General features: G+C 64.6%; 18 protein-coding genes. 5 read left to right on the top strand and 13 right to left on the bottom strand.

Annotated features, from left to right (window positions below):
• Positions 1-5 precede the first annotated feature (5 nt).
• From C722_RS0121000 to C722_RS0120950, 11 genes are all read right to left on the bottom strand, one after another.
• On the bottom strand, positions 6-476 hold the full coding sequence (locus tag C722_RS0121000) for a helix-turn-helix domain-containing protein (RefSeq protein ID WP_017642404.1): 471 nt from the start codon (positions 474-476) through the stop codon (positions 6-8).
• 354 nt (positions 477-830) lie between these two features.
• Entirely contained in the window at positions 831-1,250 is a 420-nt protein-coding gene (locus C722_RS0120995) for a GNAT family acetyltransferase (protein ID WP_017642403.1), read from the bottom strand.
• 106 nt (positions 1,251-1,356) lie between these two features.
• On the bottom strand, positions 1,357-2,382 hold the full coding sequence (locus C722_RS0120990) for a peptide ABC transporter ATP-binding protein (protein WP_017642402.1): 1,026 nt from the start codon (positions 2,380-2,382) through the stop codon (positions 1,357-1,359).
• Positions 2,369-3,400: an ABC transporter ATP-binding protein gene (locus C722_RS0120985; RefSeq protein WP_017642401.1), complete on the bottom strand. Its 1,032-nt coding sequence runs from the start codon at positions 3,398-3,400 to the stop codon at positions 2,369-2,371. The genes C722_RS0120990 and C722_RS0120985 overlap by 14 nt, the downstream gene beginning before the upstream one ends.
• Positions 3,397-4,308: an ABC transporter permease subunit gene (locus C722_RS0120980; RefSeq protein WP_017642400.1), complete on the bottom strand. Its 912-nt coding sequence runs from the start codon at positions 4,306-4,308 to the stop codon at positions 3,397-3,399. The genes C722_RS0120985 and C722_RS0120980 overlap by 4 nt, the downstream gene beginning before the upstream one ends.
• A gap of 22 nt (positions 4,309-4,330) precedes the next feature.
• Positions 4,331-5,341 carry an ABC transporter permease subunit gene (locus C722_RS0120975; RefSeq protein ID WP_017642399.1) on the bottom strand — a complete coding sequence of 337 codons (1,011 nt, stop codon included), beginning with the start codon at positions 5,339-5,341 and terminating at the stop codon, positions 4,331-4,333.
• Positions 5,342-5,701: 360 nt separating this feature from the next.
• Positions 5,702-7,120 (bottom strand): OprD family outer membrane porin, encoded by a 1,419-nt coding sequence (locus C722_RS0120970; protein WP_017642398.1) that lies wholly within the window; start codon positions 7,118-7,120, stop codon positions 5,702-5,704.
• Between the two features lie 146 nt (positions 7,121-7,266).
• Complete coding sequence (locus C722_RS0120965; protein WP_017642397.1) at positions 7,267-8,859, bottom strand: ABC transporter substrate-binding protein; 1,593 nt, start codon at positions 8,857-8,859, stop codon at positions 7,267-7,269.
• 37 nt (positions 8,860-8,896) lie between these two features.
• Positions 8,897-10,495 carry an ABC transporter substrate-binding protein gene (locus tag C722_RS0120960; protein ID WP_017642396.1) on the bottom strand — a complete coding sequence of 533 codons (1,599 nt, stop codon included), beginning with the start codon at positions 10,493-10,495 and terminating at the stop codon, positions 8,897-8,899.
• Between the two features lie 70 nt (positions 10,496-10,565).
• A complete protein-coding gene (locus tag C722_RS0120955; protein ID WP_017642395.1) occupies positions 10,566-12,164 on the bottom strand; it encodes an ABC transporter substrate-binding protein in 1,599 nt (532 codons plus the stop codon).
• 246 nt (positions 12,165-12,410) lie between these two features.
• A complete protein-coding gene (locus C722_RS0120950) occupies positions 12,411-13,118 on the bottom strand; it encodes an SIMPL domain-containing protein (protein WP_017642394.1) in 708 nt (235 codons plus the stop codon).
• A gap of 178 nt (positions 13,119-13,296) precedes the next feature.
• Here C722_RS0120950 and C722_RS0120945 point away from each other — a divergent pair, with 178 nt between their 5' ends.
• From C722_RS0120945 to kdgD, 5 genes are all read left to right on the top strand, one after another.
• Complete coding sequence (locus C722_RS0120945; protein WP_017642393.1) at positions 13,297-14,556, top strand: ATP-binding protein; 1,260 nt, start codon at positions 13,297-13,299, stop codon at positions 14,554-14,556.
• Between the two features lie 16 nt (positions 14,557-14,572).
• Positions 14,573-15,133 (top strand): response regulator transcription factor, encoded by a 561-nt coding sequence (locus tag C722_RS0120940; RefSeq protein ID WP_017642392.1) that lies wholly within the window; start codon positions 14,573-14,575, stop codon positions 15,131-15,133.
• Between the two features lie 122 nt (positions 15,134-15,255).
• Positions 15,256-16,989 (top strand): ABC transporter ATP-binding protein/permease, encoded by a 1,734-nt coding sequence (locus C722_RS0120935; RefSeq protein ID WP_017642391.1) that lies wholly within the window; start codon positions 15,256-15,258, stop codon positions 16,987-16,989.
• Between the two features lie 83 nt (positions 16,990-17,072).
• On the top strand, positions 17,073-17,825 hold the full coding sequence (locus C722_RS0120930; RefSeq protein ID WP_026083998.1) for a FadR/GntR family transcriptional regulator: 753 nt from the start codon (positions 17,073-17,075) through the stop codon (positions 17,823-17,825).
• 133 nt (positions 17,826-17,958) lie between these two features.
• Positions 17,959-18,870 (top strand): 5-dehydro-4-deoxyglucarate dehydratase, encoded by a 912-nt coding sequence (gene kdgD, locus C722_RS0120925; RefSeq protein WP_017642389.1) that lies wholly within the window; start codon positions 17,959-17,961, stop codon positions 18,868-18,870.
• Between the two features lie 389 nt (positions 18,871-19,259).
• Here the strand turns inward: kdgD and C722_RS0120920 are convergent, their stop codons facing one another.
• Positions 19,260-19,658: a septal ring lytic transglycosylase RlpA family protein gene (locus C722_RS0120920; RefSeq protein ID WP_017642388.1), complete on the bottom strand. Its 399-nt coding sequence runs from the start codon at positions 19,656-19,658 to the stop codon at positions 19,260-19,262.
• 89 nt (positions 19,659-19,747) lie between these two features.
• Entirely contained in the window at positions 19,748-21,196 is a 1,449-nt protein-coding gene (gene gatB / locus C722_RS0120915) for an Asp-tRNA(Asn)/Glu-tRNA(Gln) amidotransferase subunit GatB (RefSeq protein WP_017642387.1), read from the bottom strand.
• Position 21,197: the final 1 nt, after the last annotated feature.

The following is a 21,197-nucleotide window of genomic DNA, read 5'->3' as shown; positions in this document are numbered from 1 at the left end:
CTTTCCTACTTCCGCAAGAGCTTTTGCAGCCGGGCGTGCTGCCAGAGGGCGATCCTGTCGCGCAGGAAGAAGGTCTGGATGCCACGACCCAGCAACAGAATTCCCCAGATGGCGGCGACCCACAGGGACCAGTGGCTCTCAGGCGAGGTCGCGCGATTGAGCACATAGAGAAAGACACAGATGACCAGGCCGCGCAGCACCTGCCAATAGAAGCCGATCTCGGCGGCGACCTGTTCACGGGCATTCGCGATTCGCTCGTCTGCAGCGGATCCCACTGCTTGAGTGGCTTGCCCTGTCAGGTCGGCAACGCTGATTTCCAGAACGGCAGCCAGGGCGCTCAGGGTCTCCAGACTGGCCTGCTCGCCATTTTCGATGCGTTGCACCGTACGGGTGCTGATGCCCGCGAGTTCAGCCAGCTGCTCTTGCGACCACGCTCGGGCCAGGCGGTGTTCCTTGATCTTGTTAGGCAGTTGCATCTCGGTTTCTCCAGCGGTGGTGGACGAGCAAAAGCCTAGCCGCAGGGCCTTCTGTCCGACACGACGACAACCCGACAGCAGCCTGACAGCGAGGTGACAGGGACCTGACGGCCTCGCTAACAGGGAAGGCGGAAGCCCGTCTCCTCACAGGGTCTTCCCTGTCCATCCACTCTACACCGGCTACACGCGGTGAAAACCGTCCAGGGATTTCCACAGCAGGTTCGACTCCGCGGGGGTAAGGCTGCGCCGTTACCTCCGCTACGGACGCTATCGGTCCGTAGCGTGGAAAGCCGCTGGGCGTTTTCCACTGGGCGTTGAGTATCGCCAGCGGACAGGGCTTCGCCGCCTTCCACCCTAATCGTCGGCGATCAGCCGCTTGCCCAGGGTGATGACCTCGGCTTCCACATAACCCAAGGCCGTATAGAAGCCGATGATTGCCGCATTGTCCCGCCGCACCATCAGCTGCAGCTTGGGGCAGCCGCGTTCGCTCAGCAGCTGTTCGGCAGTCGCCACCAGCCGCCGGGCGTGGCCACGCCGCTGATGCTCCGGTGCCACCGCCAGGTAGTAGAGCCAGCCGCGATGGCCATCGGTGCCGACCATGACGCTGGCCATGAGGGTGCCGTCCACCTCGCCCACCAGGAACAACTCGGGTTGCTCGGCAAGCTTGCGCTGGATGTCACGGTAGGGATCGTTCCAGGGGCGAGTCATATCACAGGCCTGCCAGAGGCTGACCAGGGCATCGGTGTCGGCGGACTGGAAGGGGCGGATGTGCATGGGGCGGGATCTCCATCGCGGCCATGGCGGTGCGCCGTAGCGACCGCTCCTACAGGTTACGGTACACCCTGTAGGAGCGGCCCATGGCCGCGATCAGCTTTTCCAGCTAGAGAAAGTTCTCCGCATAGTGGCAGGCCACCTGGCGGGCTTCCACGTTGCGCAACGCCGGGACCTCGGTCTTGCACTTCTCCGTCGCATAGGGGCAACGACGGTGGAAGACGCAACCGGGTGGCGGATCCAGCGGATTGGGCAGTTCGCCCTGGATGCGGATGCGCGGCTTGCTCGGATCCGGGTGCAGACTCGGGGTGGCCGACAGCAGCATCTGGGTATAGGGATGCAGGGGCCGCTCGAACAGCAGGTCGCGACTGGTCTTTTCGACGATGCAGCCCAGGTACATCACCATCACCTCGTCGGCGATATGGCGCACCACCGAGAGGTTGTGGGAGATGAACACATAGGCGGTCCGGTACTGCTGCTGCAGATCCATGAACAGATTGAGCACCTGCGCCTGGATGGAAACGTCCAGCGCCGAGGTCGGCTCGTCCGCCACCAGCACCTTGGGCTGCAGCATCATGGCGCGGGCCACGGCGATACGCTGGCGCTGGCCACCGGAGAACATGTGCGGATAGCGCTGGTAGTGCTCCGGACGCAGGCCCACCTGCTGCATCATCGCCTGCACCTTCTCGCGTCTTTCGCTGCGGGACAGGCTAGTGTTGATCTGCAGCGGTTCGGCCAGCTGGTCGCCGATCTTGCGCCGCGGATTGAGCGAGGCGTAGGGGTTCTGGAACACCATCTGCACCTCGCGGCGCAGTTCCTTGCGGCGGGCGGCGTCGGCGTTGGCCACGTCCTGGCCGCCGATGACCAGGCTGCCGGCGGTGGGCTGCTCGATCAGGGTCAGGGCACGGGCCAGGGTCGACTTGCCGCAACCGGACTCACCCACCACGGCCAGGGTGCGCCCGGCCTGCAGGTCGAAGGAGACGCCGTTGAGCGCCTTGACCGTGGCATTGTCCTTGAACAGCCCGCGGGAGATTTGATAGTGCTGGGTCAGGCCCTTGGCTTCGAGCACGAGGTGCTCGGGCGCCTGCTCCGCAGGGGTGGAGCGGGCGAGGACGGTGGCTTCAGACGGCGCCATGGCGATCCTCCGGCAACTGGCTGGGACGTTGATGTTCGGGCAGCACCTCGGGCACCTCGCCGGGCGCTACGTTGCGCGGGAAGAAGCAGCGCACCGCCCCGCGATCGTAGGGCTCCAGCGCCGGGCGCTCCTGGCAGCGCGGCTGCACATAGGGGCAGCGCGGGCTGAGCAGGCAGCCGGCCGGCCGGTCGTAGCGACCGGGGACGATGCCGGGCAGGGTGTGCAGGCGGTCGGTCTGGCTGTGTTCGGGAATGGCCGCCAGCAGAGCTTCGGTGTAGGGATGGGCGGGGGCGTCGAACAGCGTCGGCACCACGCCTTTCTCCACCGCCTGACCGGCATACATCACCACCACGCGCTGGGCGGTCTCGGCCACCACGGCGAGGTCGTGGGTGATGAGGATCAGGCCCATGCCCTCGTCGCGCTGCAGATTGACCAGCAGCTCCATGATCTGCGCCTGGATGGTCACGTCCAAGGCGGTGGTGGGTTCGTCGGCGATGAGCAGGCGCGGCTCGGCGGCGATGGCCATGGCGATGGCGACGCGCTGGCTCATGCCCCCGGACAGCTGGTGCGGATAGGCGCCGAGGCGACTGGCCGCGGCCGGGATCTCGACCTTTTCCAGCAATTCCAGGGCGCGCTGGCGAGCGGCGCGACCCTTGAGGCCCAGGTGCTGGCGGATCACCTCTTCCAGCTGGAAGCCCACGGTGTAGCTGGGGTTGAGCGCCGTCATCGGGTCCTGGAAGACCATCGACAGCTCCTTGCCTATCAGGTGCCGCCGGCGGCGGCCCTTGAGGCTGAGCAGGTCCTGGCCGTCGAAGGCCAGGCGGTCGGCGGTGATGCGGCCGGGGTGATCGATCAGGCCCATCACGGCCATCATGGTCACCGACTTGCCGGAGCCGGATTCGCCGACGATGGCGACGATCTCGCCCTGATCCACGGTGAGATCGAGGCCTTCCACCACCGGCGGGGCGTCGGTGCCACCGAAGCGCACCGAGAGGTTCTGGATTTCGAGGAGGCTCATGACTGCACCTTCAGACGCGGATCGAGGGCATCGCGCAGGCCGTCGCCCATCAGGTTGATGGCCAGCACGGTGAAGAGGATGGCGAGACCCGGCAGGGTCACCACCCACCAGGCGCGCTCGATGTAGTCGCGGGCCGAGGCCAACATGGTGCCCCACTCGGGGGTGGGCGGCTGCACGCCGAGGCCGAGGAAGCCCAGGGCGGCGGCATCGAGGATCGCCGAGGAAAAGCTCAGGGTGGCCTGGACGATCAGCGGCGCCATGCAGTTGGGCAGCACGCTGACGAACATCAGGCGCAGGGTGCCGGCGCCGGCCAGTCGCGAGGCGGTGACGTAGTCGCGATGCAGTTCGCCCATCACCGCGGCGCGGGTCAGGCGGACATAGGAGGGCAGCGAGACGATGGCGATGGCCACCACGGTGTTGATCAGGCCTGGGCCGAGGATGGCGACGATGGCCACGGCCAGCAGCAGCGAGGGCAGCGCCAGCATGATGTCCATCAGGCGCATGATCACCGGACCGGCGCGGTTGGGCGAGAAGCCGGCGACCAGCCCAAGCAGGATGCCGGGGATCAGCGAGAAGACCACCGAGGCCAGGCCGATCAGCAGCGACAGCCGGGCGCCGTGGATCAGTCGGCTGAGCAGGTCACGCCCCAGCTCGTCGGTGCCCAGCGGGAACTGGCTGTTGCCACCGTCCAGCCACAGCGGCGGGGTGAGCATGAAGTCGCGGAACTGCTCGCTGGGCGCATGGGGTGCGACCCAGGGCGCGAAGAGCGCGCAGAACACCACGATGACCATGAAGACCAGCCCACCGAGGGCGCCCTTGTTGCGGGCGAAGGCGTGCCAGAACTCCTTGAAGGGAGAGGGATAGAGGGCGCTCGGGTCTTGAGCGGCCGGGGTGTTTACCGTTGTCATAGGCTCTGTCCGTATGGGCGCATCAACGCTGGTGGCGGATGCGCGGATTGACCAGGCCGTAGAGGATGTCCACGACGAAATTGACCAGGATGACCAGGGTGGCGATCAGCAGGATGCCGTTCTGCACCACTGGGTAGTCCCGGGCGCCGATGGCCTCGATCAGCCACTTGCCGATGCCGGGCCAGGAAAAGATGGTCTCGGTGAGCACCGCGCCGGAGAGCAGGCTGCCGACCTGCAGGCCGAGCACCGTCAACACCGGGATCAGGGCATTGCGCAGGGCGTGGACGAAGACCACTCGGCCTGGCGACAGACCCTTGGCGCGAGCGGTGCGCACATAGTCCTCACGCAGGACCTCGAGCATGGCCGAGCGGGTCATGCGGGCGATTACCGCCAGGGGAATGGTGCCCACCACGATGGCCGGCAGGATCAGGTGCTTGAGGGCATCGACGAAGGCGCCGGGCTCATCGGAGAGCAGGGTGTCGATGAGCATGAAGCCGGTGCGCGGCGGAATGTCGTAGAGCAGGTCCAGGCGACCGGAGACCGGGGTCCAGCCGAGTTGCACCGAGAACAGCATGATCAGCAGCAGGCCCCACCAGAAGATCGGCATCGAATAGCCGGTCAGGGCCACGCCCATCACCCCGTGGTCCACCGTGGAGCCGCGCCTGAGGGCGGCGATGATGCCGGCCAGCACGCCGAAGACCGTGGCGAACAGCATGGCCGCCACCGAGAGTTCCAGGGTGGCCGGGAACAGGGTCAGGAATTCGTCCCAGACCCCGACGCGACTGCGTAGGGATTCGCCGAGGTTGCCCTGGGCGAGATTGCCGATGTAGTCGAAATACTGCTGGTACAGGGGCTTGTCGAGGCCCAGGCGGTGCATGGCTTCGGCGTGCATCTGCGGATCGACGCGGCGTTCGCCCATCATGACTTCCACCGGATCGCCGGGGATGAGGCGGATCAGGGCGAAGGTCAGCAGGGTGACGCCAAAGAACGTCGGTATCAGCAGCCCGAAGCGACGGGCGATGAAGGCGAGCATCGGAGGGGGTATCTCCTCTTGAGGCTGATCAAGACGGCGCGAGTACATGCCCGGCCGCGTTTTTAAGTGAGAGCCCGCGCAAAAGCTAAAGAGCTTTTGCTCTGACTCTCAGACCTTGTGGGTCTGGATTCATCCCTGAAGGGACCATCCTGGTCCGTACCGAACGCCACCTGCGGGCAGCAGGCTCGTTCGATCCTACGAGTAGGTTCGAAGAGCGCTCTGGGCCAGCGCTCCAAACCCGGCAGACTACCACGTTGCCACGGGCGTCGATATCCTCGACATGGCCGGGGCTTCGCCGGTGTTCGCGACGCGATCCCCGCCAGATGCCGGGCGCCGCGAGAAATCTGCCGGGCATGGCCGTCACAGCAGGTTGAACGGCAGGGTGGAGACCAGGCGCAGCTCCTTGACGTTGCCGTCGACCTGATTCTGGCTGGCGCGGTGATCGGTCAGCAGCAGGCGGAAGCGGCTGTCCTTGAGCGTGCCCTGTTGCACCTTGTAGGTGGTGACCAGGCCGATCTCGCGGTGCTTCTCGCCATCCTGCTGCAGGACTTCCGCATAGTTGGCGTACTTGCCGGCGCCGGCGTCGTAGTGGGTGCCGTCGATGTCCCAGCCCTTGGCGTACCAGACGCCGGTGCTCAGACCGGGCACGCCGAAGTAGCTCCAGTCGGTCTCGTAGCGGATCTGCAGCGACTTCTCGTTGGGGCCGTTGTAGTCCGAGACCAGGGAGTTGGCCAGGTAGATGGCCGCGGTCTCGTGGGCGTAGTCGAAGTACTCGTTGCCGTCGATCTGCTGGTAGGCCAGAGTCAGGCTGTGGGCTTGGTGGCTGCCGGTGAACGCCAGGCTCCAGGCAGTGTTGTCGATGTCGCCGGCCTTGGCGCTGCCGGCGTCGACGGTGCGATAGGCGTTGGCCACCGCCTTCCAGGCGAAGGTGTCGAGGTTGCCGCCGGCCTGGGTGACGCTCAGGAAGTACTGGTTCCAGACGTCTTCGAAGTTGGCGCCATAGACGCTGACCTCCCAGCCCTGGGGCAGCTTGTAGTTGCCGCCGAGAAAGCTCAGGCGGTCGGCGGTGACCTCTCGGGTGCCGTACTCGGTGGTCCACTTCTCATCGCCAGCGCCGGTCCGCGGGCTGACGCGGGTGAAGCTGCCGCCCTGCAGCGAGAGGTTGTCCCATTCATCGCTGGTCAGGGCGAAACCGTCGAAACCGGAGGGGAAGGGGCGGTTGTCGTTGTAGCTGATCACCGGGGTGTCGAGCATGAAACGACCGATCTTGAGTTCGGTGTTGGAGACGCGGAAGCGTGCATCGGCGATGCCCAGCTTGGACCACTCGGCATGGCCCTCACCCTCGGCGTTGGCCAGGGTGCGGTTGCCGCCGCCACCGATCTGGCCCTTGCCGCGCTCCAGGTTGGTGGCCTGGTAGCCGGCCACGTCGATGCCGAAGCCCACCGGACCCTGGGTGTAGCCGGAGCTGTACTTGAGCGCCGTGGCCTGGACCCAGGTATTGCGCGAGTGGGTGCGCACCCGGGTGCCGTTCTTGCTGTAGCTGAAGACCGGATCGGAGCTGGTCTCGCGGGCAAAGAAGTTGCGCGTGGTCAGGGTCAGGCTGTCATCGGCGAAGAAGCCCTTGGCGCCTGCCTGGCCCTTCACCGGCTTCTGCACGTTGGGCAGGGTCTGGACCTCGTTGGCGTAGCTGGGATCTTCCGGCGCCGGGGACTGGGCGTGGGCGGTCAGGGCCAGGGTGAGCAGGGAGAGGGCGAGGCCTCCACGGTGGACGTTGGTCATAGAAGGTGCTCCAAAGCTATCGTTTTTTCTGTTATCTGGGCGTTTTCCGGCACGACCGAACCCGTCGCGCCGAAACACGGCGCGAGTCGGGAAGGGTCGAGGGGACGGGCCGCCCGGGCCCGGTCGCTTACGGCATCAGCTGCCGATCAGTCGAGGGTCACCGTGGAGAAGTCGTAGACCCCCAGCGGACTCTGCACATAGCCCTGCACCTTGGGTTGCAGGACGTCGGTGAACAGCGGGTGCGCCAGCGGAATCCAGGGCATCTGCTGGTGGAAGATCTGCTGCGCCTGCTCATACAGCGCCGTGCGCTGGGCCGGGTCGTTGATGCGCTTGGCCTTTTCGATGGCATCGTTGAAGGCCTTGTCGCACCAGAAGGCGCGGTTCTCGCCACTTTCAGTCGCAGCGCAGCTCAGGTTGGTGGTGAGGAAGTTGTCCGGATCGCCGTTGTCGCCGGTCCAGCTCATCATCATCAGGTCGTGCTCACCGGCCTTGGTGCGCTTGACGAACTCGCCCCACTCGAACTGGGTGATCTCGGCCTTGATGCCGATCTTGGCCAGGTCACCCTGGATCAGCTGGGCCACCAGGGCCGGACTGCCGCCCGGGCCGCTGCCGGTGCTGATGTAGTACTTGAGGGTGAGGCCGTCGGTGTAGCCGGCTTCCTTGAGCAGCGCCTTGGCTTTTTCCACATCATGGGGCCAGGGCTTGATGTCCTTGGCGTAGCCCAGCAGCGAAGAGGGATAGGGATTGATCGCCGCCTTGGCACCGCCTTCGCCGAACACCGTCTTCAGGTAGTTCTGCTGATCGAAGGCCATGGCGATGGCCTGGCGGACCCGTACGTCGCTCAGCGCCTTGTGCCGGGTGTTCATCGCCAGGAAGGAGGTGGTCTGGCTTTCCACCTGGGCCAGCTTGAGGCTCTTGTCCTGCTTGAGCATCGGCACGTCCTGCGGTTTGACCGTCAGGCCTATCTGGCACTCGTTGTTGCGTACCCGCTGGATGCGCACATTGGGATCCAGGGTCACCGCCAGCACCAGGCCATCCATCTGCGGCTTCTTGCCGAAGTAGTCCGGATTGACCTTGTAGCGGGTATTGGAATCCTTGGCATAACGCTGGAAGACGAAGGGACCGGTGCCGATGGGCTTCTGGTTGATGTCGTCGGTCTTCTTGCTGGCCAGCAGGCTGTCGGCGTATTCCTTGGACAGGATCGAACCGAAGGCCATGGCCAGGTCGGCCAGGAAGGGCGCCTCGGGCTGGTTGAGGGTGAAGCGCACGTGGCTTGCGTCCACCTTCTCGATGGACTTGATCAGGGTGCCCATCTCCATGGCCGCCGCATAGGGATAGCCGCTGGGGGAGAGGTTGTACCAGGGATTGTTCTTGTCGAGCATGCGCTCGAAGCTGAACACCACGTCGTCGGCGTTGAAGTCACGCGTCGGCTTGAAGTAGTCGGTGGTGTGGAATTTCACCCCCTGGCGCAGGGCGAAGGTGTACTGCAGGCCATCGGCGGAGACCTCCCAGCTTTCGGCCAGGCCCGGCTCCAGCTCGGCGGTGCCCTGCTTGAATTCCACCAGGCGGTTGTAGAGCGGCGTGGCCGAGGCGTTGAAGGTGTAGCCCGAGGTGTAGCGGCCTGGATCGAAGCCTTCCGGATTGGCCTCGGTGCAGACCACCAGGGGCCGCGCCAGGGCGGCGTTGGCCGTCAGGCAGAGGAGGGCGGCGAGAGACAGCGAGAATAGCGGTTTGGACACGGAAGGCTCCTCGTGAAGGCCCGCGGGCCGGACAGGATCAGCGGTCGAGGCTTACGCCATAGAAACCGGTGACGCCGAAGGGGTTGATCTTGAAGCCCTGCACCTCTTTGCGCATGGGCTGGGACACCACCGAATGGGCCATGGGGCTCACCGGCATCTGCTGGCGAATGAGCTGTTGCGCCTGCTCGTAGAGACGGGTGCGCTCGGCGCGATCATTGCTGGTCTTGGCCTGCTGGATCAGGGCGTCGTAGTCCTTGTCGCACCAGCGCGCATAGTTGCTGCCGCCGATGGCGCTGCAGCCATAGAGCACGCCCAGCCAGTTGTCCGGATCGCCGTTGTCGCCGGTCCAGCCATAGGTCAGGACATCGTGTTCGCCGGCCTTGGCTCTCTTGATGTACTCGCCCCATTCGTAGCTGACGATCCTGGCCTTGATGCCGACCTTGGCCCAGTCCTGCTGGATCATCTGCGCCGACTGGCGGGCGTTGGGATTGGAAGAGCGCTGCACGGTCATGGCCCAGAGGGCGATCTCGGTGCCGTCCTTGATCCCGGCTTGCTTGAGCAGCGCGCGGGCCTTGGCCGGATCATAGGGCGCACCCTTGATCTGCTTGTCGTAGGACCACTGATTCGGCGGGATCACGTTCTGCGCGACCTGGCCGGCCCCTTGAAACACGGTATCGACGATGGCCTGCTTGTTGATGGCCATGTCCAGGGCACGGCGCACCTCGGGCTTGTCCAGCGGCGGATGCTGAACGTTGTAGGCGAGGAAGCCGACGTTGAAACCCGGCTGCTGGAGCACCTTGAGATGAGGATCCTGCTTCATCTCCACCAGATCCGCCGGGCGTGCATAACCGCTGACCTGGCACTCGTTGGCCTTGAGCTTCTGCAGGCGGGTAGCGGCGTCGGGGGTGATGGCGAAGATCAGGTTGTCGAGCTTGACGTCCGCGGGCTTCCAGTAGTCCGGATTGCCCTTGAAGCGGATCACCGCATCCTTCTGGTAGCGGCTGAAGACGAAGGGCCCGGTGCCGATGGGCTGCTGGTTGAGCAGTTCCGGCTTGCCTTCCTTGAGCAGCTGCGCGGCGTACTCGGCCGATTGAATGGAGGCGAAGCTCATGGCCAGGTCGGCGGCGAAGGCGGCGTCCACCTTGTTCAGGGTGAAGACCACGGTGTGGTCATCGACCTTGGCCACGTTGGCGATGTTCTGGTCCAGCCCCATGTCGGTGAAGTAGGGGAACTCCGTGGGATAGGCCTTACGGAACGGCTGCTCCTTGTCGAGCATGCGCTGGAAGGTGAAGACCACGTCGTCGGCAGTGAAGTCGCGTGTGGGCTTGAAGTAGTCGGTGGTGTGGAATTTCACGCCCTGGCGCAGGTGGAAGGTATAGGTCTTGCCATCCGCGCTCACGTCCCATTGGGTCGCCAGGCCCGGCTCCAGGGTGGTGCCGCCGCGCTGGAACTGCACCAGGCGGTTGAAGACCGTTTCCGCCGAGGCATCGAACTCGGTGCCCGAGGTGTATTGCGCCGGATCGAAACCGGCAGGGCTGGCTTCCGAGCAGTAGACGAGATTGCTCGCGGCCTGGGTTAGGGGAGCGCAGGCGAGCAGGCTCGCCGCCAACAGCGAGTAGGCGTAGGGAAGGCGCATGGGTCTCACTCCATCAGTCAAATGAACGGCCAAGGCTGGGAGTCTAGCTCCCAACCCTGGCCAAGCGGCTTCACTTGCTGACGCTGACGCCGTAGAACTCGTTCAACCCGAAGGGGCTGATCTTGTAGTCCTGGACTTCCTTGCGCATCGGCATATAGACCGTGGAATGCGCGATGGGCGTCATGGGCACCTGCTGCTTGAGCACCTGCTGGGCCTGCTCGTAGAGCTTGGTGCGTTCGCCCTGGTCGGTCACGCGCTTGGCCTTGACCACCAGGTCCTCGAACGGCTGGTAGCACCAGCGAGAGAAGTTGTTGCCGCCAATGGCTTTGCAGCCGAAAAGGGTCGCCAGCCAGTTGTCCGGGTCACCGTTGTCGCCGCTCCAGCCGATCAGCATGATGTCGTGCTCACCGGTTTTGGAACGCTTCATGTACTCGCCCCATTCGTAGCTGACGATCTTGGTCTTGACGCCGATCTTGGCCCAGTCCTGCTGCAGGATCTCCGCCATCAAACGGGCGTTGGGGTTGTAGGGGCGCTGCACCGGCATGGCCCAGAGGGTGAGCTCGGTGCCTTCCTTGAAGCCGGCTTCCTTGAGCAGGGCCTTGGCCTTTTCCGGATCGTAGGGTGCGTCCTTGATGGATTTGTCGTAGGACCACTGGGTCGGCGGCATGCTGTTGACGGCCACCTGACCAGCGCCCTGGTAGACGGCGTTGATGATGGCCGGCTTGTTGACCGCCATATCCAGTGCCTGGCGCACCTTGAGCTTGGCCAGATCACCATGCTCGACGTTGTAGGAGATGTAACCGAGGTTGAAGCCCGGCTGCGACGGCAGCTTGAGATTCGGGTCCTTCTTCAGGCCATCCAGGTCCGCCGGACGCGGATAGACGGTGATCTGGCACTCGCCGGCCTTGAGCTTCTGCATCCGTACCGAGGCGTCGGTGTTGATGGAGAAGATCAGGTTGTCCACCTTGGGACCATCGACCTTGTCCCAGTAGTCGGGGTTGGCCTTGTAGCGGATCACCGCATCCTTCTGGTAGCGGCTGAACACGAAGGGGCCAGTGCCAATGGGCTTCTGGTTGATCTCGGCCGCCTTGCCGGCCTTGAGCAGCTTGTCAGCGTACTCGGCCGACTGGATCGACGGGAAGGGCATCGCCAGATTCTGCAGGAAGGCGGCATCCACTTCGTTGAGGGTCATGCGCACCGTGTGGTCGTCGACCTTTTCCACCTTGGCGATGTTCTGGTCGAGGCCCATGTCGGTGAAGTAGGGGAATTCGGTGGGGTAGGCCTTACGGAACGTATTGTTCTTGTCCAGCATGCGCTGGAAGGTGAACAGCACGTCATCGGCATTGAACTCGCGGGTCGGCTTGAAGTAGTCCGTGGTGTGGAATTTCACGCCCTTGCGCAGATGGAAGGTGTAGACCTTGCCGTCTTCGCTGATGTCCCAGCTTTCCGCCAGACCCGGCTTGACCTGGGTGCCGCCGCGCTCGAACTGGGTCAGCTTGTTGAAGATGGTTTCCGCCGACGCATCGAAGTCCGTGCCGGTGGTGTATTGCGCAGGATCGAAGCCGGCCGGGCTGCCTTCGGAGCAGAACACCAGGTTGGTCGCCTGGGCCAGGGGTGCGCCGGCCAGCAGACCGGAAGCGAAGAGGGCAGCGAGTACGTTCTTGTGCATGGAGACCTCATGTCGGGGACGGCGCAACACGATGTGGCGTTGCGAAACAGAATGCCGGTGTCTTGTGGACAAATGAGCCCACATGCACAGCTTATGCCCATGTCCATAGCTCAGGCGAGCTATTGACCCAAGGTGACCCAAACACAAAACAGATGTCGCAAAGATGTAAGACGAGGTGTCGCGGCAGGAAGTCAGTGCGCACCAAAAGTGCGCACCGAGACAGCATTGTTACTTTTCTGCACTAGATCAGGGCATCTGTACTTCGATGGTACCGCCTGCCGTCACTTCGACAGTGGTCGTGCCCGGGGCGACGTCAGGGGTCACGGCATCACTGGCGGCCTTCATCGCCGACATGCGCAGCATCGGCAGCGGTTGGGGAACACCGCTGGTGCCCAGGTCCAGATTGACGATGCGATAGCCCGAGCCACCCAGGGCTTCGGTGGCCAACTGGGCGCGTGCCTTGAAGGCGGCCACGGCGTCCTTGAACAGGGCGTCCTCCTGCTGCTTGCGGGTGCCATCGGCGATGGTGAATTGCAGATTGCCCATCTTCAGGCTGCCCAGCAGTTCGCCGGTCAGCTTGGACAGGGCGGCGAAGTCGGCGCTTTCCAGGCGCAGTTCACCGCGCTCGCGCCAGGCGTTGATCGCCCGGCCCTGATCTTCGTAGACCGGATAGGTGTTGCGATTGCCCAGGGAGACATCCACGCCTTTGACCTTGCGTGCCTGTTCCAGAGCCGCGTTGAGGGTCTTGGTGGTGTCGCTGGCCAGGGCCGCCGGATCCTGGCCCTGGCTTTCGGTATAGAGCATGACCTGCATGCGGTCGCGCGGCACTTCACGACTGACCTCGGCCCTCAGGCTGATCTGGTTGTAGCGCGGTTCGTCGGCCTGGACGCCGGTGGCGAGCAGGGCACTGAACAGGGCGGCGCCCAGCGCGAGCGGGCGTAGGGAAGGGGTCATGGTGTTCTCCTGATTGGCGGTACGACAGCGGTGTGACCTCAGACCCGCCGGTTGGTGCGTCGCTTTGCCGCGTCGGCGGCTGAGGGCGAACGGCTCTCGCTATAATGGCGAGTCTGCTCTGACGGGCAGGCCCGCCAGGGGCTGCCGTCTCGATCGTTTCTTGCGCCTGGAACCTCGCATGTTCTCCTTGCCCGTTCAATGGTTGTCCGCCAATCGCCAGAATCTCGGGCGCCTGGTGCTTATCCGCGTGCTGGTGCTGGCCGCCCAGGCCGGCTCGGTCGGCATCGCCCGGCTGTCGGGCATCGTCCAGCTGCCCTGGACGGCCCTGGCCATCACCCTGGGCGTCTCCGCGGTGCTCTGCCTGTTCGCCGCCCTGCGGCTGACCCGCCCCTGGCCGGTCACCGAGCAGGAATATGCCGCGCACCTGGGCTGCGACCTGGCCATCCACAGCGCCCTGTTGTATTTCGCCGGAGGTCCGACCAACCCCTTCGCCTCCTATTACCTGGTGCCCCTGACCATCGCCGCGGCCACGCTGCCCTGGCTCTACACCCTGGTGCTGGCGGCCCTGACCCTGGTGGTCTTCTCGCTGATGCTGCTCTCCTACGAGCCGCTGCATCTGCTGGTGGCCAACGACGGTGCGGTGCTCAGCTACGGCATGTGGCTGAGCTTCGCCCTGTCCGCCGCCGTCATCACCCTGTTCGTCGCGAGGATGGCCACTGCCCTGCGCGAGCAGGAAAATCTGCAGGCCCAGCGCCGCGAGCAAGCCATGCGCGACCAGCAACTGCTGGCGGTGGCCACCCAGGCCGCGGGCGCTGCCCATGAACTGGGCACGCCGCTGTCCACCATGAGCGTGCTGCTCAAGGAATTGCAGCAGGAGCATGCCAATCAGCCGACCCTGAGCGAGGACCTCAAGCTGTTGCAGGCGCAGGTCGGCCAGTGCAAGCAGACCCTGCAGCAACTGGTGCGCGCCGCCGAGGCCGACCGCCGGCAGACGGTGCAGGAACAGACCGCCGTGGAGTGGCTGGAGGCGACCATGGATCGCTGGCACCTGATGCGCCCGGAAGCCAGCTACAGTTTCGAGGTGGTGAGTCTGGGCACGCCGCCGCGGCTGACGCCGCCGGTCGAACTTACCCAGGCGCTGCTGAATCTACTCAACAATGCCGCCGACGCCTGCCCGGAAAACCTGGCCATCCGTCTGCACTGGGATGCTCGCGAGCTGTGCCTGTCGATCCGCGACCATGGCGCCGGCGTGCCTCTGGCCATCGCCGAGCAGCTGGGCAAGCCCTTCTTCACCACCAAGGGCAAGGGCTTCGGCCTGGGCCTGTTCCTCAGCCAGGCCAGCGTCACCCGCGCCGGTGGCACGGTGAAGCTCTACAATCACGAAGAAGGCGGCACCCTGACCGAATTGCGCCTGCCGCGGCACTACGCCCTGGCGTGAATGCCTGGAGAATTCTATGACTGACGACCTCAACAGCGGTTTCGACGACCAGCCCCATATCCTGCTGGTCGACGACGACCCTACCTTTACCCGGGTGATGGCCCGCGCCATGGACCGTCGCGGCCTGCGCGTGTCCATCGCCGACAGCGCCGAAGAAGGCCTGCAGCTGGCCAAGGACGACCTGCCGGACTACGCCGTGGTCGACCTGAAGATGGAAGGCGACTCGGGCCTGGTGCTGCTGCCCAAGCTGCTGGAATTGCATCCGGACATGCGCGTGGTCTTGCTGACCGGCTATTCCAGCATCGCCACCGCCGTGGAAGCCATCAAGCGCGGCGCCACCAACTACCTGTGCAAGCCGGCCGATGCCGACGACGTCCTGGCTGCCTTGCTCGCCCAGCACGCCGATCTCGACACCCTGGTACCGGACAATCCCATGTCGGTGGATCGCCTGCAGTGGGAACACATCCAGCGGGTACTGTCCGAGCACGAAGGCAACATCTCCGCGACCGCCCGCGCCTTGGGCATGCACCGCCGGACCCTACAGCGCAAGCTGCAGAAGCGCCCCGTACGCCGCTGAGCGAGCCTCATCGTCCACCGGCCATGGACGATGAGTGTTACATTGTTTCAGTCAGAATTCGTTCAGGCTTTCCGGCATAGGCTGTGCAGGCGTCTCGTTGAGCAGTCCTTGAGAGTCCGAGCATGTCCGAATCCGCCGTACCCGTGCCCTCCGTCTACGGGGCTTCCCGTGGGCATTTCCTGGCCCGCGTCTGGGCCCTGATCACCCCCTACTGGCGCAGTGAAGAGAAGGGCAAGGCCTGGCTCCTGCTGTCCGTGGTCATCGCCCTGTCCCTGGCCGGGGTCGGTCTGTCGGTGGCCCTGAACACCTGGTATCGCTACTTCTACGATGCCCTGCAGAATCGCGATCTGGCCGCCTTCATCCGGCTGATGCTGTACTTCTGCGGCCTGGCGACCACCGCCATCCTGCTGGCGGTGTACCGGCTGTACCTGACCCAGGCGCTGACCATTAACTGGCGGCGCTGGCTGACCGAAAAGCACTTCGGCCTCTGGCTGTCCGATCGCAACTACTACCAGCTGGAACGCGAAGGCGGCGCCGACAACCCCGACCAGCGCCTCACCGAAGACATCCGCGACTTCGCCGACACCACCCTGAGTCTGGGCCTGGGCTTCATCCGTACCGTGGTCAGCCTGGTGTCCTTCAGCATCATCCTGTTCGGCATCTCCGGCGACATCACCCTGTTCGGCATCACCATCCCGGCCTATATGTTCTGGGCCGCGCTGATCTACGCCACCATCGGTACCTGGCTGACCCACCTCATCGGCCGTCGGCTGATCGGCCTCTATAACCAGCAGCAGCGTTATGAAGCCGACCTGCGCTTCGGCCTGATCCGCGTCCGCGAAAAGGCCGAGAGCGTGGCGTTGTTTCGCGGTGAAGCCAACGAGCACCAGCGTCTGCTGGAGCGCTTCGGCTATGTCTGGGGCAACTACCACCTGGTGATGAACTACACCAAGCGACTGACCTTCTTTACGGCCGGCTACAGCCAGATCGCCATCATCGCCGGCTTCGTCCTGGCGGCGCCGCGTTACTTCTCCGGCAAGATCCAGCTGGGCGATCTGATGCAGATCAACTCGGCCTTCGGCAATGTCCAGGAAAGCCTCAGCTGGTTCGTCGACGCCTACGTCAGCCTGGCCGGCTGGCGCGCCGTCTCCGATCGTCTGCTCACCTTTCGCGAGACCATGGCCGAGTTCAGCCAGGAGACCGACATCCTGGTGCCCCATGCCAGTGACAGCGACCTGGTTTTGGAAGGGCTTTCCCTGGGTGCCGCCGGCCGGTTGCTGCTGCACCCCACCGATCTGCGCATCGCCCGTGGTGAGCACCTGCTGATCGAAGGCGCTTCGGGCAGCGGCAAGAGCACCCTGCTGCGCGCCCTGGCCGGACTCTGGCGGCAAGGGCAGGGCGGTATCGCCGTACCGCCGGGGCGTCAGCTGTTCCTGCCGCAGCAACCCTATCTGCCCATCGGCACCCTGCGTGAAGCCCTGGCCTATCCGCAGCCGGCGGATGCCTATTCCGACGAGCGCCTGGCCGAGGTGCTGCATCAATGCCGCCTAGATCACCTGCGCGAGCACCTGGGCGAAGCCCGTCATTGGGAGCGCACCCTGTCGCCGGGCGAGCAGCAGCGCGTGGCCCTGGCGCGGGCGCTGCTCTATGCCCCCGACTGGCTATTCCTCGATGAAGCCAGCTCGGCATTGAGCGAAGCGGACGAACGCGCCCTTTACGAACGCCTGCTGAGCGAAAATCCCGGCCTTACCCTGGTCAGCGTCGGCCACCGTCCGAGTCTGCGCGCCTACCACCGCCGCCACCTGCTGCTGGAGGGACAAGAACTGCGTCCTAGAGCGGTTGGTGAAGTGCCTTGATATGGACTAAGCGGTCTAAATCGGGCGTTTTGGGGAAGGTGGGTGCTATGATTCCGGAGTTACTTCAATTGGTACGAAAATCCATGTCAGCACCCACCGTATCCCGCCCCCGAAAAAGACCCCGTAGCCTGGCAGAAGAGGTCGTCGGGGTGCTGATTCAGCAGATCGGCGATGGCCAGTTCCAGCCCGGCGACAAGCTTCCCACTGAGTCGGCCATCATGCAGGCCCAGGGCGTGAGCCGCACCGTGGTGCGCGAGGCCATTTCCCGACTGCAGGCCGGTGGCTATGTGGAGACTCGCCACGGCATCGGCACCTTCGTGCTGGAGCGGCGCCCCGAGTCGCCGCTGCCGATCGATCCGGCCACCATTACCACCCTCAAGGACGTGCTGGCGATGCTCGAATTGCGCATCAGCCTGGAGGTCGAGGCCGCCGGTCTGGCCGCCCAGCGCCGCTCGGCCGAGCAACTGCAGGCCATGTGGGCATTGCTGGAAGCCATGCGCACCGGCGTCGAAGAGCCTGATCGCGCGGTGAGCGCCGACCTGGAGCTGCACCTGCTGATCGCCAGCTCGACCGGCAATCGCTATTTCAGCGACATCATGAGCTACCTGGGCACGGTGCTGATTCCCCGGACCCGCCTCAATTCCGCCTATCTCGCCCACGATGACCAGCAGCTCTACCAGCGTCGTCTGGATGCGGAGCACGAAGCCATCGTCCAGGCCATCGAAGACGGCAACTTGGAAGCGGCTCGCGCCGCCATGCGGCTGCACCTGAGCAACAGTCGAGAGCGTCTGAGACGCGCTCACGAAGAAATGGAGCGTCAGGCGGAAGAGGTCTGAAACAGGGCTGGAGCGTCTTAAGGAGCATTTTTCTGGTTGGGGCTTGCCCCTTCCATAAAAGAGGTTGTACGATGACTTACAACAGGTGGCGGACCTGCCGCACCTTAGTCCAACCTATGCCGAGGCACTCAAGATGACTCCACAAGAACTCAAACACGTCCTCTCTTCCGGTCTGCTGTCCTTCCCGCTGACCGACTTCGATGCCAACGGCGACTTCCGTCCCGACACCTATGCCAAGCGCCTGGAGTGGCTGGCCCCCTATGGCGCGACCGCGCTGTTCGCCGCCGGTGGCACCGGTGAATTCTTTTCCCTGGAAGCCAGCGAATACAGCGGCATCATCAAGACCGCCGTGGATACTTGCCAGGGCAGCGTACCGATCCTCGCCGGTGTCGGTGGCTCCACCCGCCAGGCCATCGCCTATGCCCAGGAAGCCGAGCGTCTGGGCGCCAAGGGTCTGCTGCTGCTGCCGCACTACCTCACCGAAGCCAGTCAGGACGGCGTGGCCGCCCATGTCGAAGCCGTCTGCAAGTCGGTCAAGATCGGTGTGGTGGTCTACAACCGCAACGTCTGCCGCCTGCAGCCGCACCATCTGGAGCAACTGGCCGAGCGTTGCCCGAACCTGATCGGCTACAAGGACGGTCTGGGTGACATCGAACTGATGGTCGCCATCCGCCGCCGCCTGGGTGATCGCTTCAGCTACCTGGGTGGCCTGCCCACCGCGGAAGTCTATGCCGCCGCCTACAAGGCGCTGGGTGTTCCGGTCTATTCCTCGGCCGTGTTCAACTTCGTTCCCAAGACCGCCGTGCAATTCTACGAAGCCATCGCCCGTGACGATCATGAGGCGGTCGGCAAGCTGATCGACGACTTCTTCCTGCCGTACCTGGAAATCCGCAACCGTTGCGCCGGCTATGCCGTCAGCATCGTCAAGGCGGGCGCCAAGATCGCTGGCTACGATGCCGGTCCCGTGCGTACCCCGCTGACCGATCTCAAGCAGGACGAATACGAGCAACTGGCGGCACTGATGGACAAGCTCGGTCCGCAGTAACCACGGTTATCTAAGAGCGGCCTCACGGCCTCTCTTCCTGTTGCACAACCCGCGTCCAGTCTCTTGGTCGCGGGCTTTTTTTGTCCGCTTTACCTGAGTGCGGCGGGGTTTGAGGGCGTTAGGGTGTGGGTGCCACGCTGGATTACCCACCACGCCCCGATCCTGGAAAGGGTAGGGCGGCACCTGCCCATACGTGCAAGGTGCAGCCAGAGAATCCCGCCATGAGCGCGGCCCTGTTGTGTCTGGCACTTGCCACGCCGCCTGTGCGTGCCGCCCTGGCCCAGGCAATCAGGTCGGCGCAGCCGTGAGGATTCCGCCATGCCAAGAGGCGCTTCGACGTGCAGCGCGCGGTGGCCGGACTACCCGGCCTGTCGAGCCTAGCGCAATGGTCAGTCCAGGCTGCGGATGCTGACCTTGGAGGTGCCATCGGCCACCATGTCGAGGCGATCGGCCGCACTGCGTGACAGGTCGATCACCCGGCGACGCACCGTCGGGCCGCGATCATTGATGCGGACCACTACGCTGCGACCGTTGGCCAGATTGGTGACCTGGACCCGGGTGCCGAAGGGCAGGGTGCGGTGGGCCGCGGTCAAGGCGTTGGGATCGTACTTCTCGCCGCTGGCGGTGCGGCGACCGGCGTGCCACTTGGAGTAGAAGGACGCCATGCCGGTGTCCTGATAGTCATGGGCCGCGCTGGAGGATAGCGGTGGCGGGAAGCTCTCATGACTGGCGCAACCAGCGAACAGCAGGACCAGCGACAGCAGTCCGGCACGGTGGATCCGATGCATCTCGATGCCTCCTGGCAAAACGACCGGCAGCAGCTTAAGGGGGCGGACCGAGACTGTCAGCCCAGGTCCGTAACCCCGTGCGACTGCCGTCAGCCTTCCAGTTTCTGCTTGAGCAACTGGTTGACCTGGCCGGGGTTGGCCTTGCCCTTGGAAGCCTTCATCGCCTGGCCGACGAAGAAGCCGAACATCTTGCCGCGCTTGGCTTCGTCGCTGGCGCGGTATTGCTCGACCTGGGCGGCGTTGGCCGCCAGGACCTCGTCCAGCATGGCCTCGATGGCGCCGCTGTCGGTGACCTGCTTGAGGCCCTTGGCTTCGATGATGGCATCGGCGCTGGCGCCTTCGCCGGCGGCCAGGGCTTCGAACACCATCTTGGCGATCTTGCCGGAGATGGTGTCGTCCTTGATGCGCAGGATCAGGCCGCCCAGCTGGGCCGCGCTCACCGGTGCCTGGCCGATCTCCAGGTCCTGCTTGTTGAGCAGGCTGGACAGGTCGCCCATCACCCAGTTGGCGGCCAGCTTGGCATCGCCGCTCACCCGCTGGACCTCCTCGAAGTAGTCGGCCAACTCACGGCTGGCGGACAGCACGCTAGCGTCATAGACCGACAGGCCGTATTCGTTCTGGAAGCGATCACGCTTCTCGGTCGGCAGCTCGGGCAGCTGGCTGCGCACCTCGGCCAGGAAGGCCGGCTCGATCACCACCGGCAAGAGATCGGGACAGGGGAAGTAACGGTAGTCGTTGGCTTCTTCCTTGCTCCGCATGGAGCGGGTCTCGTCCTTGTTGGGGTCGTACAGGCGGGTTTCCTGCACCACCTTGCCACCGTCCTCGATCAGTTCGATCTGGCGCTGCACCTCGTGGTTGATGGCCTTTTCGATGAAGCGGAAGGAGTTGACGTTCTTGATCTCGGCACGGGTGCCGAAGGCTTCCTGACCCTTGGGGCGCACCGAGACGTTGCAGTCGCAACGCAGCGAGCCTTCGGCCATGTTGCCGTCGCAGATGCCCAGGTAGCGCACCAGGGCATGGATGGCTTTCACATAGGCCACGGCTTCCTTGGCGCTGCGGATGTCCGGCTCGGAAACGATCTCCAAGAGCGGCGTACCGGCGCGGTTCAGGTCGATGCCGCTCATGCCGTGGAAGTCTTCGTGCAGGCTCTTGCCGGCGTCTTCTTCCAAGTGCGCTCGGGTGATGCCGATGCGCTTGACGGTGCCATCTTCCAGGGTGATGTCCAGGTGGCCCTTGCCAACGATGGGATGATCCATCTGGCTGGTCTGGTAGCCCTTGGGCAGGTCCGGGTAGAAGTAGTTCTTGCGCGCGAAGACGTTGCGCTCGGCGATCTCGGCATCGATGGCCAGGCCGAACTTGCAGGCCATGCGCACGGCCTCGGCGTTGAGCACCGGCAGGGTGCCGGGCATGCCGAGGTCGACCAGGCTGGCGTGGGCGTTGGGCTCGGCGCCGAAACTGGTGGCGCTGCCGGAGAAAATCTTCGATTGGGTGCTGAGCTGAGCGTGGATCTCAAGCCCGATCACGGTTTCCCATTGCATG

Source organism: Pseudomonas sp. 313, assembly GCF_000316965.1.
GTDB classification, from domain to species: domain Bacteria; phylum Pseudomonadota; class Gammaproteobacteria; order Pseudomonadales; family Pseudomonadaceae; genus Chryseomonas; species Chryseomonas benzopyrenica.
Note: the sequence above shows the minus strand (reverse complement) of the source record. Positions and strands in the feature narration are given on the sequence as shown.